This window comes from Arsenophonus apicola (assembly GCF_020268605.1).
Lineage (GTDB): Bacteria > Pseudomonadota > Gammaproteobacteria > Enterobacterales > Enterobacteriaceae > Arsenophonus > Arsenophonus apicola.
In genome coordinates this window covers 2,976,329-2,989,699 of record NZ_CP084222.1, presented here as the reverse complement: position 1 = coordinate 2,989,699, position 13,371 = coordinate 2,976,329, and the positions used below count along the sequence as shown (strand labels likewise).

At 37.7% G+C, this 13,371-nt stretch carries 11 protein-coding genes; 3 read left to right on the top strand and 8 right to left on the bottom strand.

The window, feature by feature from the left end; all coding sequences use genetic code 11:
• Window positions 1–630 precede the first annotated feature (630 nt).
• Window positions 631–1,269, top strand: a complete 639-nt coding sequence (locus LDL57_RS14160; RefSeq protein WP_180559360.1) for a CatB-related O-acetyltransferase — start codon at window positions 631–633, stop codon at window positions 1,267–1,269.
• A gap of 77 nt (window positions 1,270–1,346) precedes the next feature.
• Here LDL57_RS14160 and frdD read toward each other — a convergent pair whose 3' ends face one another.
• Genes frdD through frdA form a run of 4 tightly spaced genes read right to left on the bottom strand, consistent with a single transcriptional unit; the run spans window position 1,347 to window position 4,642 of the window.
• Window positions 1,347–1,703: a fumarate reductase subunit FrdD gene (frdD, locus tag LDL57_RS14155; protein WP_180559361.1), complete on the bottom strand. Its 357-nt coding sequence runs from the start codon at window positions 1,701–1,703 to the stop codon at window positions 1,347–1,349.
• A gap of 13 nt (window positions 1,704–1,716) precedes the next feature.
• On the bottom strand, window positions 1,717–2,109 hold the full coding sequence (gene frdC, locus LDL57_RS14150) for a fumarate reductase subunit FrdC (RefSeq protein WP_180559362.1): 393 nt from the start codon (window positions 2,107–2,109) through the stop codon (window positions 1,717–1,719).
• 9 nt (window positions 2,110–2,118) lie between these two features.
• Window positions 2,119–2,853 carry a succinate dehydrogenase/fumarate reductase iron-sulfur subunit gene (locus LDL57_RS14145; protein WP_180559363.1) on the bottom strand — a complete coding sequence of 245 codons (735 nt, stop codon included), beginning with the start codon at window positions 2,851–2,853 and terminating at the stop codon, window positions 2,119–2,121.
• The gene (gene frdA, locus LDL57_RS14140) at window positions 2,846–4,642 is read right to left on the bottom strand and encodes a fumarate reductase (quinol) flavoprotein subunit (protein ID WP_180559364.1); all 1,797 of its coding nucleotides are present in this window, start codon (window positions 4,640–4,642) and stop codon (window positions 2,846–2,848) included. The genes LDL57_RS14145 and frdA overlap by 8 nt, the downstream gene beginning before the upstream one ends.
• 924 nt (window positions 4,643–5,566) lie before the next feature.
• Here frdA and epmA point away from each other — a divergent pair.
• Complete coding sequence (gene epmA / locus LDL57_RS14135) at window positions 5,567–6,547, top strand: elongation factor P--(R)-beta-lysine ligase (protein WP_225506203.1); 981 nt, start codon at window positions 5,567–5,569, stop codon at window positions 6,545–6,547.
• Window positions 6,548–6,606: 59 nt separating this feature from the next.
• Here epmA and glpQ read toward each other — a convergent pair whose 3' ends face one another.
• The 3 genes from glpQ to LDL57_RS14120 all read right to left on the bottom strand — a co-directional run bounded on the left by glpQ (window position 6,607) and on the right by LDL57_RS14120 (window position 10,338).
• Window positions 6,607–7,683 carry a glycerophosphodiester phosphodiesterase gene (gene glpQ / locus LDL57_RS14130; RefSeq protein ID WP_180559366.1) on the bottom strand — a complete coding sequence of 359 codons (1,077 nt, stop codon included), beginning with the start codon at window positions 7,681–7,683 and terminating at the stop codon, window positions 6,607–6,609.
• Between the two features lie 102 nt (window positions 7,684–7,785).
• On the bottom strand, window positions 7,786–9,138 hold the full coding sequence (gene glpT, locus LDL57_RS14125) for a glycerol-3-phosphate transporter (RefSeq protein ID WP_180559367.1): 1,353 nt from the start codon (window positions 9,136–9,138) through the stop codon (window positions 7,786–7,788).
• A gap of 528 nt (window positions 9,139–9,666) precedes the next feature.
• Window positions 9,667–10,338, bottom strand: coding sequence for a 7-cyano-7-deazaguanine/7-aminomethyl-7-deazaguanine transporter (locus tag LDL57_RS14120; RefSeq protein ID WP_180559368.1), 672 nt, complete (start codon window positions 10,336–10,338; stop codon window positions 9,667–9,669).
• Between the two features lie 199 nt (window positions 10,339–10,537).
• Here LDL57_RS14120 and tusA point away from each other — a divergent pair, with 199 nt between their 5' ends.
• Entirely contained in the window at window positions 10,538–10,786 is a 249-nt protein-coding gene (tusA, locus tag LDL57_RS14115) for a sulfurtransferase TusA (protein WP_180559369.1), read from the top strand.
• A 105-nt stretch (window positions 10,787–10,891) separates the two neighbouring features.
• Here the strand turns inward: tusA and LDL57_RS14110 are convergent, their stop codons facing one another.
• Window positions 10,892–13,258, bottom strand: a complete 2,367-nt coding sequence (locus LDL57_RS14110) for a zinc/cadmium/mercury/lead-transporting ATPase (RefSeq protein WP_225506200.1) — start codon at window positions 13,256–13,258, stop codon at window positions 10,892–10,894.
• Window positions 13,259–13,371 lie beyond the last annotated feature (113 nt).

Genomic DNA, 13,371 nt, shown 5'->3' with positions numbered 1-13,371 from the left:
TGTATAGCTAGAAAGTAAAGTTAATGGAATAGTAAAAAATTCAGTTTTCTCATAAACGTCTCGCTAGTAAGTATTATTTTTGTGATATTTTAGTATGATTATTATTTCATATAGAAATAATTTTTTATATGTTTAGTAATCTATTTCAGCAATAGTCAGAATCGGTAAAAAATTGAAATTTTCACTGAAACTTTTTTCCAAGCCTATTCTTTTAAAATTTTAATTTATAAATCCATTTCATATGGTTAACTGAAATTGTTTTTTGTCTATGCTGATTATGGCGCAATTAAAGATTAGATTAGTCAATATGATTAGTACAATGGTTACTTAAATAACAGCAATTTTTGCCGCTGGTTACTTATCTTTTGATTGAGTTATAATTGAGTGAAAAGGTAATTGTAATGATATTGGACAGTTGGCCCAAGGACAAAAGCCAATTGGATAAACTATTAACCTTTGAAGCCTATAACGCTCAATAGCTAATATTAATTATTGTAGGTAATTATTATGCCAATCTATCCTCTATTACATCATCCCCGTATCGCTTAATAACGCAATGAAGGTTGAACGTGCTTTCACTGCTGCGGAATAACGTTCCGTGGCTTTTAACCCTATTAGAGATTAAAAACCATGCCAGATAAAATTAAACATTGGTCTAAAGTAGAATTGCTCCACCAAACAGTTACTAACCCTAATATTCACGTTAAAGGTATAAATAGTTATTACAGCCAATGCTGGGATGACGGTTTTGAGAAAAGTGTGGTTCGCTATCTGCATGGCGATAGTATTAGTCAACGGTGGACGCCACTGGGCACCGTTGATCAACTCTGGATAGGTGATTATGTATGCATTGCTGCTGAAGTAGTGATCTTGATGGGGGGCAACAATACTCATCGGACTGATTGGTTCAGTATTTATCCCTTCATGCAAACTATTGAGCAAGCCTATTTAGCGCGAGGTGATACTCACTTGGATAATGGTTGCTGGATTGGCATGCGTGCCATGCTGATGCCGGGAGTTACTATTGGTGAAGGTGCTATCGTAGCAGCGGGTAGTGTGGTTACCACCCATGTTGAACCTTATACTATATTAGCCGGCAATCCAGCTAAATTGGTCAGACAGCGCTTTGAGCCTTTGGTGATCTCGCGGCTTTTAGCCCTAAATATTTACCGGCTTAGTACTGTAGATTTTGCAGTTATTCGTCCGTATTTGACGGCTAATAATATTGACGAACTGGAACGAGCTGTTGCTAGCCTGTCTATAAGTTAAACTAGTCAATATGTATAACAAATATAAAAGCCAGATAGTTGGATATGATCTGGCTTTATTATTAGATTAGTTATTGATTAGAGTTTGATGATAGCAATAATAGCAATCACACTAATAATGGCAGCAGCACCATAAAAAATCCATTTACCAGCCGGAATTGCTATTTTTAGATCATGCATGCCATGATGAAGTCGATGTAGCCCACACCAAATAGGCAAAATGATCATTAATAGTAAAAAAATACGACCAATAAAGCTTTGGCAAAATGTCAGAATGCGTTCATAACTGAACATTTCTGGCGCTAAACCTAAAGGAATTAAAATTGCTAGCAAAAGAATAATAGCGGGAGAGACAATTGCACTCCACATACCACCAGCACCAAATAATCCCCAAAAAATAGGTTCATCAGAACGTTTAGGAGGGTGATTCATCATTGTTCTCCTTAGATTATATTAGCGCTACAGCTAAGATAATGACTGTTACTAGAAAAGTGATACCCCAGAATAATTTTATGATGCTTTCTTGGGCTATTTTTTTATTTTTTATCACAATATTGACCGCTTTAGGCGCCAGTTCAAACCAGGTTTTTGTATGAAATAAAGTCGCTATTAAAGTGAAAATATTAATTAGTAAAACGATAGGATTATGGAGCAAGGCAACATAGTTAGACCAACTTTCAGGACCGGCTTGTAATGAAAAAACGCCATAAAGCACGACTAAGCTAAACCAAATTTGTGGGATGGCGGTTGCTTCACGGATAACATAAAAACGATAAAATTCAATCTGTTGCCACCAACTTGATGACATTTCGCGAACATAGGGCTTACGTTTTGTCGTCATTTTTTTTCCTTAGCTTGGTTTCAACATAGCGATAATAAAATCTTCAGCACTTGCTGCTTTTCCTTGTTGAATTGCCGCAGCAGGATCAACATGTTTAGGACATACTTCAGAGCAGTAACCGACAAATGTACAACTCCATACCCCATTATCGCTATTTAGTAATGGCATGCGTTTTTTTTGGCCTTTATCGCGATTATCGAGGTTATAACGTTGTGCCAGTGTGATCGCCGCAGGGCCGATAAATTCTGGATTAAGACCAAATTGAGGGCAAGCAGCATAACAGAGACCACAATTAATACAGCCAGAGAATTGATGGTATTTCGCCATTTGACTAGGTGTTTGTTTATTAGGGCCATCACTAACTTTACGATTATTACCAATAATATAGGGTTTAATCGCTTCAAGGCTCTCAATAAAATGGGTCATATCTACCACTAAATCTCTTTCGATAGGAAAATTTCCCAATGCTTCTACTTTTAAACCATCGGTATAGTCCCGTAAAAAAGTTTTGCAGGCTAATTTAGGCACTTGATTAACCATCATACCGCAAGAGCCACATATGGCCATGCGACAAGACCAGCGGTACGAGAGATCCGATGCTAAGTGGTCTTTAATGTAACCGAGAGCATCCAGCAAAGAGGTTTGTTCGTCATAAGGAACTTCATAAGTGACAGGATAAGGGACATCGTCTGTTTCAGGATTATAGCGCATGATCTCCATTTTCAGTGTTTTCATCTTAGCCATTCGCTTGCTCCTTATTTGCTTGCTCTTGTGCTGTTGCTTCACCACCATATACTCGTTTAGCGGGTGCTAATTTGGTAATTTTTACATCACGATAAGCTATATGCGGCGCGCCTTGTGAATCGTAATAGGCAAGAGAATGTTTTAGGAAATTAACATCATCACGTTCAGTACAGCCTTCATCCAGACGCTGATGGGCGCCACGAGATTCTTGGCGATAGAAAGCAGAGTGAGCCATGCATTCTGCTACATCCAGACTAAATCCTAATTCGATAGTATAGAGCAAATCAGTATTAAAGACGCTGCTATGATCTGTAATTTCAATCTGTTTAAAGCGTTCTTTAAGTTCGGCTAATTTATTTATGGTTTTTTGCATTAATTCTGGTGTTCGATAGATGCCACAGCCTTCCTCCATTGCTATTCCCATTTCATCACGGATGTTAGCCCAATTCTCTTTACCTTTTTGGTTGAATAGCTTGGTTAAATTGGTCTCAATCTCACGCGCTTTTAATTCAATAGCATTATTATTTGCTGGAGGGGCTTCAGTGGCATATTTAGCCGCTTCGGTGCCAGCCAATCGTCCAAAAACGACTAATTCTGCTAAGGAGTTAGAACCTAGGCGGTTTGCACCATGTAAGCCAACAGATGAACATTCGCCCACAGCAAACAGACCTTTAATTGATGTTTCACATTTCTGATCCGTTTCAATACCTCCCATTGTATAGTGCGCGGTTGGGCGGACAGGGATAGGATCTGTAACTGGATCGACGCCGACATAAGCTTTGGCTAATTCACAAATAAAAGGCAGACGTTCATGTAGTTTCTCTGCCCCCAGATGACGTAAGTCAAGATGTACAACATCACCGCGAGATGATTTTATTGTGCGTCCTGCACGCCATTCATGCCAAAAAGCTTGAGAAACCTTGTCTCGTGGACCTAATTCCATATATTTATTTTCTGGTTTACCTAGTGGAGTTTCAGGCCCTAAACCATAATCTTGCAGATAACGATAGCCGTCTTTGTTGATGAGGATCCCACCTTCGCCCCTACAGCCTTCAGTCATGAGTATTCCAGAGCCTGGCAAACCAGTTGGATGGTATTGGACAAATTCCATATCACGTAATGGAATGCCATGGCGTAACGCAATACCCATGCCGTCACCAGTAACAATTCCACCGTTAGTATTATAACGGTAAACCCGACCGGCACCACCGGTGGCCATAATAACGGCATTTGCGCTAATTTGAATATGAGCGCCTTCCATCATATCAATAGCAACTAGGCCATGTACTCGTCCTTCATTAACAAGAATGTCTAATACAAAATGTTCATCGAATCGTTGGATTTGTGGGTATTTGAGTGAAGTTTGAAATAAAGTATGTAACATATGGAAGCCGGTTTTATCAGCAGCAAACCAAGTGCGCTCGATCTTCATTCCGCCAAAACGGCGGACATTCACAGTTCCATCTTTTTTACGACTCCATGGACATCCCCATAATTCCAATTGTGTCATTTCTGTTGGGCAGTGTTTGACAAAATATTCAACTACATCCTGTTCACATAACCAATCTCCTCCTGAAACCGTATCATTAAAGTGATAATCATAGCTATCATGGGATTGAGCGATTGCAGCAGCGCCACCTTCTGCAGCAACGGTATGACTGCGCATGGGGTAGACTTCTGAAATCAAGGCAATTTTCAGATGGGGATGAGCTTCAGCAGCAGCAATTGCTGCTCTTAAACCTGCTCCACCAGCTCCTATTATGGCTAAATCAGCATTAAAGGTTTGCACACTATGCTTCTCCATTACTAATTGAAATAAACTTCATGTTGTTATGGCATTGTTATTTAATTATGATTAATAATTAACAATAAATTATTATTTAGCAATTTATAACAAATTGTTACCGACAGAGATTTGATTCAGGTATAAGTTTTCTAGGATTTTGTTTATAAAAAGTGAGAGCGAATAGATTTGTTTAAAAATTCGCTATTTTTGACCATAAAATGAGTATAATTAAGGTTATATGTTATCTTGTTACCTTAATGGATTTAGAGTTGGTTTTATTTTTATTGATAATGATTTTTCAATAAGTTTCAAACAAGCATTAGTAGCAAATTTTTGTTGCTAACATAATAAATAATATGATTTTTATTTAATAAAAATAGCATAATTATATGTTCATTTATTGGTATATAACATTATTCCATTTTAGGTTTTTTTATCATCAATAAAATATATTCATTAATAATATTTCCATGAGCAATAAGGTAATTTTAGTCATATTTATGATATTTTTGTGTTTATAAAATCATTATAAATAAATGCATTATTTAATAATAAATATTTGTACTAATGCATTAAAATGATTATTTTTAGTATTTTTATTAATCTTACAGCTGAAAATAACTTCTTAATACTTTTAACATATTGATATTATTTGAATTTGTTTTTTATGGTATGATGATTTTCAGTTGAAATATTTTCTTTATTCAGCTAAATTGGAGATGATATAGAAAATAGTTATATCAACTTATAACTAATGTTAATTATTTCTTTCAACTAATTAATATTTTCAAGTTCTCTTACTATTCAACTAAGGGTTAGCTTATTTTTGTTAAAAACCTAGTGATGAGATTAACGATATGAAACATTTGTTTATTTGTTTACAGGCGAGTAAACTAGCGCGCTTTATTCTTTTTTGGAGTTTTTACAATGAGTGAGATAGTGAATTGGCAACCAAGCGCGTCTATCAATAACTTACTGAAAAGAGCCAAAATTATTGCTGAAATCAGACGTTTTTTCATCGATCGGGGAGTAGTAGAAGTAGAGACGCCTATATTAAGTAAATTCACGGTAACAGATATTCATCTTTCGCCGTTTGAAACCCAATTTATTGCTCCAGTGATCGCTGACAGCACCAAATTGTATATGATAACCAGTCCGGAGTATCATATGAAACGTTTGCTAGCGGCTGGCAGTGGGCCTATATACCAAATAATTAAAGCTTTTCGTAATGAAGAAGAGGGACGTTACCATAATCCAGAGTTTACTATGCTTGAATGGTATCGACCTCATTATGACATGTACCGACTTATTGATGAAGTGGATGATTTGCTGCAACAGATTTTGGACTGCCAACCAACTGAACGGATATCATATCAACAGGCTTTTCAGCGCTATCTAAATATTGATCCATTAGCACCGGAATCAGAAAGAAAACAATTGCGTGATGCAGCAGTGAAGTTGGGTTTAAATAACGCAGAAACAGAAGAAGACAAGGATGTGTTGTTACAATTTTTGTTTACTATGGGAGTTGAACCTAATTTAGGTAAAGATAAACCCACCGTTATCTATCATTTCCCTTCTTCACAGGCAGCATTAGCCGAAATTAGTAAAGAAGATCACCGGGTTGCTGAACGTTTTGAAGTTTATTTTAAGGGTATTGAGTTGGCTAATGGTTTTCGTGAGTTGACAGATGCACAAGAACAAAGAGAACGTTTTGAGCATGATAACCAAATTCGTGAAAAAATGGGTTTACCAGAACAGCCTATTGATGAGTGTCTCCTTGCTGCATTAGATAAAGTCATTCCTGATTGTTCAGGCGTTGCTTTAGGCATTGATCGTTTAGTTATGTTGGCGTTGAATGCAGAAAAAATCAGTGATGTTATCTCTTTTTCTATCGAGCGGGCTTAATATTAGTAAGCTAATAGTAATCAGCGGTAAATTGTTACCGCTGAGTTTATTGGTGGTTGTTATTGATGTTGATGCTGCTTTTGCAAAAATTTTACCCCACGATCAGGGAAATCGGTAAAGGCATCATCGACGTTAGCTTTGTTATAGATAATATCAAACAGTTGTTCACCGTTTTTCACGTAATTTGGTAGCTTATCAATCCGAATGGTATAAGGATGAACGACTAACTTATTTTTGTGTGCATCTTTAACCATAGCAGTAAGCTTTATTTTACCAGGCTTGGAGTTGTCACTAATAAGCATGTGATAATCTGGTCCTATCCCATCAGCATATTTAGCCACTTCTTTCATTGCGCCTGGTTTGAACATCCAATCATAGCTATAGTTAGTCCAGCTACCGTTAGGCTGCTCTTCATAGGTTTCATGCCAATCAGTATAAGCAATTAATTGAACCAGTTTTAAATCCATACCTAATTTAGGTAAAAGCTCTTTTTTAATACGTTTTAATTCATTAGCATCAAAACATTGGAGATAAACATTGTCGCTTTTGTTGCTGTAGCCATATTGCTTCAGTACTTCTAACACCCTAGTCGAAATATCTTTTCCTTCTTGCTTATGAAACCAAGGTGCTTTAATTTCAGGATAAATGCCTATGTTTTTGCCGGTTGATTTATTTAAACCTTGGACAAATTCAATTTCTTCTTGAAAAGTATGAATATGGAAGTTGGATTTTCCCATCGGGAAACGGTTAGGATAGGTTTGCACCTTTTTACCGTCTTTGATTTCAAAGGCTTCAGTAAATTTGAGTGAACGAATTTCTGGTAAGGTAAAATCAATGGCATAAAAGCGACCATCTTTGCGAGCACGGCCTGGAAAGCGGTCAGCAACGTCTGTTACGTTATCAAGATAGTGATCATGTAGTACAATTAGCTCATTATCTTTTGTCATTACCAGATCTTGTTCAAGAAAATCGGCACCTTGCGCGTAAGCCATTGCTTTGGCGGGTAATGTATGTTCAGGCAGATAACCACTTGCACCACGATGAGCAATAACGACTTTTGCATTAGATTGGGCAATTGTTGACATCGACATAACTAATAACATACTAGCAACCAAGGTATTTAATTTTATATTCATTAGTATAATTCTCTTTATTATGATTGGGGAAATCAGCGATAAAGTGAAGTTTCCCCTGTTGGCCGAGTTTATTAATTAAAAATAGTAGATTTATGAAAAAAATTAGCCATGTTGTTCCATCATTTGGCGCTTGTGTTTACTTTCACCTAACATCACGATAAACAATAAAATAACAGATAGCAGACTACCGCCAATCATTACCATAAAGCCGCCATTCCAGCCGAAATAGTCAACGGTATAACCCACGATAGCACTTGCCGCTACCGAACCACCCAGATAGCCAAATAAACCGGTAAAACCAGCAGCAGTGCCAGCGGCTTTTTTAGGAGCTAATTCAAGTGCATGTAAACCAATCAACATAACAGGGCCATAGATCAAGAACCCAATAATTAGCATGCAAGCCATATCAATATGAGGATTTCCTGGAGGATTAAGCCAGAAGGCAACGGTTGCAATGGTTACTAATGCCATAAAAAATACGCCAGTGGCACCACGATTCCCTTTAAAAACTTTATCTGACATCCAACCGCAAAGTAGTGTGCCAGGAATACCTGCATACTCATATAAGAAATAAGCCCACGAGGATTTATCCATAGCAAAATGTTTAACTTCACGTAAGTAAGTTGGCGACCAGTCAAGAACGCCATAACGTAGTAAATAAACAAAAACGTTAGCAAAAGCTATCATCCAAAGCAGTTTATTAGGCAAAATATATTGCATAAAGATCTGCTTTGCGGTCAGCTCTTTTTCATTTTTAGCGGTATAATCAGGTGGGTAGTCATTTTTATATTCTTCAATCGGTGGTAAACCACAGGATTGTGGAGTATCACGCATTAGAGCAAAAGCAATGATAGCAACTAAAATGGCAGCAAAAGCTGGCATATATAACGCTGCTTTCCAGTCGTGGAACCATGCCATACCTAATATAAATAATAAAGGTGGGATGCCACCACCAACATTATGTGCGCAGTTCCAAATCGAAACGATACCACCACGTTCTTTTTGTGACCACCAGTGAACCATTGTTCGGCCGCAGGGAGGCCATCCCATACCTTGAAACCAACCACACAGGAAGAGTAGAACAAACATGATCATAATGCTTGAAGTTGCCCAAGGCACAAAGCCCATAATCAGCATCACAGCGGCGGATAAAATTAGCCCAGCAGGTAAAAATACTCTCGGATTTGAACGATCTGAGATGGAACCCATGATAAATTTTGAGATACCATACGCAATTGAGATACCAGATAGCGCAAAACCAAGATCACCTTTAGAAAAACCTTGCTCAATTAAATAGGGCATTGCTAAGGCAAAATTCTTTCTAACTAGATAGTAAGCAGCGTAACCAAAGAATATACCAAAGAAAATTTGCCAACGTAGGCGGCGATATAGTGGATCTATTTGATCTGCCGGAACTCTTTTGTTATGTGGTGCTGGCTTGAAAATACTTAACATAATTCCCCTCCGATAGCATTTAAATTATTGCTATCAAGTAATAAGCAATTGCTAAAACGAAAAATGTGAGACGTTATTATTCAGTCTTCTTTCTTAATCGCGCGCTAAGATAACTCATGTTAATGCATATGTCTGCATATGAATGCGAAAATGTTATAAATTTGTGCGTAAACAGACAAAATATATATCGGCCATAGAAATAATTTTTTAATTATTCAAGCATAAGTGTGAACTTCGTCATAAATTTTTGAGTTCTGCTATCAAAAATCACTATGAATGCTCGTTTTGTTTCTTAATAAACATTATTGATTAAAAATTGTTTATATTGTGATAGATGATCGCTTATAAAGTCAGTATCAAATATCAGATTTAAGCGAATAACTCTCCCCTAGCGGAAATTATTGCTGAGCGTTCTGTGGGTTGCACGATTTTGCACTGAGTGGACATTGTTATTCTCCACTCAATGAATGGCTTTATTGTTAAACAGATATTCAATTAGGCATATTTTGACTTGATTCAACTTAATTATTATCTGCTAGCTAAATAACAATTCTTTGCGTGTTGACCCTGGAAAAAGTAGCTTAGAATGAAGTTCAACATCAACCCATAAGCAGGAAGAAAAAATAACATACAAATAAATAACTTAAAGCTATAATCGACTAAAGCAATTTCCACCCAGTTTGTCGCCATAAAAGGGTCAGTGCTGCGATAAAATGCAATAAAAAAGAAAGCAATCGTATCTAGTAGATTACCGAAAAACATTGCAGCAGTTGGCGCAATCCACCAACGACGATAATTACGTAATTTATTGAACACGAAAATATCCATAATTTGGCCTAAAGCGTAAGCCATGAAGCTTGCTAGCGCAATACGGGCAACAAATAAATTAAATTCATTTAGTGTAATAAACCCTTGCCATTGTCCTTGGTAAAAAAGTGCCGACAGAATGTAGGAGACAGAAAGCGCTGGCAGCATAGCCGCAGCAATAATCCGGCGAGCGAGAGCAGCACCATAAATACGTACAGTTAGATCCGTTGTCAAAAAAATAAAAGGGAAAGTAAATGCTCCCCATGTGGTATGAAAGCCAAAAATGGTAATCGGCAGTTGTACCAGATAATTACTTGAGCTAATTATCAAAATATGAAAAAAGGAAAGCCAGATGAGAGCCTTAATTCGCTGTTGTGGCGTCAATTCGAACATATTATACCTTTTTGGTTAAATGGGGTGAGGGAACCCATGACAATTTAATTTACGCAGTGCATCATACGCCTGAGATAAGATTAAAGCAAAATGAATAGTAAAATTTTCTTATCTATTTTTATTTAATAAATGGCAGGAGAATTTATTTGATTTGTAATATAATGCCAAGCTATTGAAGAGGCTTTAAAACGAAATACCTATGCCAGATATTTTTACTAATCCAAATCGAACCCTTGATACACAAGGATTACGTTGTCCTGAACCAATGATGATGATAAGAAAAATGGTTCGTCAGATGGCTGAAGGTGAAACGTTATTAATTATTGCTGATGATCCGGCTACAATTCGTGATATTCCTGCCTTTTGTCGTTTCATGCAACATCAACTTTTAGCTGAAGAGATTGAGCAAACTCCGTACCGTTATTTGATCCGCAAAAAAGTGAATTAATACTAAAAATGAAACGCTGTTAAATAAAATAATATATTGAAAAAGAGAGGTTATCGCAATATGCCTCTCCTTTATCCAATATATAAATAATATTTAATAAAAAGTTTATTCTGTCTGACGTGCCTTTAATAAGCGCAGTGCATTTGCGGTCACTAGTGCCGTAGCACCAGAATCCGCTAAAACAGCCATCCATAAGCCGGTTATGCCTAATAAACTAGTCACAAGGAAGATGGCTTTTAGTCCTAAGGCGATAGAAATGTTTTGACGAATATTGGCTCTGGTTGCTCGCGACAACATAATGATCTCGGCTAATCCAGTTAGCCGATTATGTGTTAATGCCGCATCAGCGGTTTCAAGCGCGACATCCGTTCCATTACCCATGGCAATACCAACATTAGCCGCTTTCATTGCGGGAGCATCATTAATACCATCACCAACCATCAGGGTATGATCGGTTTTACTGAGCGATATAATTGCATTGACTTTATCTTCAGGTAACAGTCCCGCCCGATAATCTAAACCAATTTTTTGGGCAACTGATTTAGCTGCCAGTGGGTTATCCCCCGTTAGCATGACAGTTTTAATACCAAGTTTTCGCAGCTTATTAACAGCATCAAACGCATCTATGCGTAATGTATCTTGCATTGCAATAATGCCAAGTAGCTTATTATCGACTAATACCACCACAACGGTTTTGCCTTGATTTTCAAGTTTTTTTACCGTTTGTTGCCATTTTATGGTTAATATATCGTCAGCCAGTTTATTCGGTGCTGATACCAGAATATGTTTACCTGCCAAATAACCCTCCACCCCAATACCGGCCAATGCTTTATGATTTTCGGCGGGTTCAACATTAATTTCTAGTGCTTCAGCTTTGGCCAAAATCGCTTTTGCTAAGGGATGGTGTGAGCCATTTTCGACTGAAGCGCTAAATTGCAATAGTGTTTCCTGAGCCACGGTTTCAGCTGTTATGATGTCTGTAACTTGCGGTTTTCCTTCGGTAAGCGTACCCGTTTTATCTAAGGCCACTTGGGTGACTGAACTTAATTGCTCTAAAGCTGCGCCACCTTTAATCAGTGCACCTCGACGGGTTGCTGCGGCCAGGGCAGAAGTAATTGCCGCTGGCGTAGAGATCACTAAGGCACAAGGGCAGCCGATTAATAGCAAAGTTAGGCCACGATAGAGCCATACATCCCAAAGTTGAGCAAAAAATAGCGGGGGAATAATAATAACCAATATAGCGATTAACATAATAGTGGGCGTGTAAATTTGGCTAAAACGATCAATAAATCGTTCAATCGGTGCGCGGCGCTCTTCAGCCTCCTCGATTAATATCATAATGCGATCGATTGCATTTTGCCCCTGTTCGGATACCACTTTCATTTGTATAGCGCGATCGATGGAAAGTGCACCTGCCAGTACTTGTTCGCCTGTTTTTCGTTCAACAGGCATTGATTCACCCGTTAGTGCGCTTTCATCAAAGCTGGCAAATTCATTCAGTAATTCAGCATCGGTTGGTAAACGGCCACCGGGAACAATTTCAATGATATCGCCTGGTTGCAGAGTTGAGACAGGAACAGTGATCTTTACCCCATTTTTAATTAGCGACGCTTGCTCAGGAATAAGAGCCATTAAACTACTAATGCCTCGCCGCGCGCGTCCTGCGGCATATGACTCTAATCTTTCTCCTAACATGAATAACAACAGTACCATCGCGGCCTCTTCGCTGGCATTAATAAATAATGCGCCTATTGCTGCCACACTCATGAGTGTTTCTATCGCAAAAAAAGTACCTGAGCGTATTAACTGTATTGCTCTAACAGTGATCGGATAGAGTCCATATAATGTTGTTAGAATAAAAGCAATTTGTCCTATTTTTACATCAATGAAGGAAATTACCCAGCTGATTAGCATTAAAAATAGTAAAATAATGATACGTTTAGATTCACTAAATGGATTATTTTGCCTGTTTTTTGCTGCTAACTCAGCTGTATTGAGGTGATATAATTTGAAGCCAGCTTGTTGCACAGCTTTGATTACATCATCACGAACATCATGATCAGCATCGACAATCAATTTTTCGGTTGTAAATAGCACTTTTACTTGTTTAACATGATTGACCTTACTGACGGCTATTTCAATTTTACGCGCGCAGCTTGCGCAGTCCATACCGCTTACAATCCAATGGAAGCGCTGCTTTCCTTTTGATATAAAAGCATTGCTTTCCTTAGAAATAAGTGAATGTTCACTTACACAGTTATGTTTATTGGTATCATTGCGTACATGCAGATCAGTAAGATTAGCGTGACTTTTCGCAGGGTGATGTTCTTCATCAGCTGACGGTTTTACTGATTGTGATACTGTTTTTTTGCTCTGCTTGTGACCATTAACTTTCTTTTTAGCGCTACAACAACCGCTAATTGTGCAACATCGTGTAGTATGCTTATGTTGTTTATGGGTATGTGCACACATAGTATCCCCTTTTAATGCACTCAACTTAAAATTTCGTTTCTGTGAGCTACTTTACACTTTAGAGTTAACTCTAAAGTCAAACATAAAAGAGGGGATTTTTTGATAAAAAATGC

Excerpts from the sequence above, each read along its gene's own strand:
- LDL57_RS14110 (WP_225506200.1), bottom strand. The coding sequence starts at position 13,258 with ATGTGTGCACATACCCATAAACAACATAAGCATACTACACGATGTTGC.
- glpT (WP_180559367.1), bottom strand. The coding sequence starts at position 9,138 with ATGTTAAGTATTTTCAAGCCAGCACCACATAACAAAAGAGTTCCGGCA.
- tusA (WP_180559369.1), top strand. The coding sequence starts at position 10,538 with ATGCCAGATATTTTTACTAATCCAAATCGAACCCTTGATACACAAGGA.
- frdD (WP_180559361.1), bottom strand. The coding sequence starts at position 1,703 with ATGATGAATCACCCTCCTAAACGTTCTGATGAACCTATTTTTTGGGGA.
- frdC (WP_180559362.1), bottom strand. The coding sequence starts at position 2,109 with ATGACGACAAAACGTAAGCCCTATGTTCGCGAAATGTCATCAAGTTGG.
- LDL57_RS14120 (WP_180559368.1), bottom strand. The coding sequence starts at position 10,338 with ATGTTCGAATTGACGCCACAACAGCGAATTAAGGCTCTCATCTGGCTT.
- LDL57_RS14160 (WP_180559360.1), top strand. The coding sequence starts at position 631 with ATGCCAGATAAAATTAAACATTGGTCTAAAGTAGAATTGCTCCACCAA.
- epmA (WP_225506203.1), top strand. The coding sequence starts at position 5,567 with ATGAGTGAGATAGTGAATTGGCAACCAAGCGCGTCTATCAATAACTTA.
- glpQ (WP_180559366.1), bottom strand. The coding sequence starts at position 7,683 with ATGAATATAAAATTAAATACCTTGGTTGCTAGTATGTTATTAGTTATG.
- LDL57_RS14145 (WP_180559363.1), bottom strand. The coding sequence starts at position 2,853 with ATGGCTAAGATGAAAACACTGAAAATGGAGATCATGCGCTATAATCCT.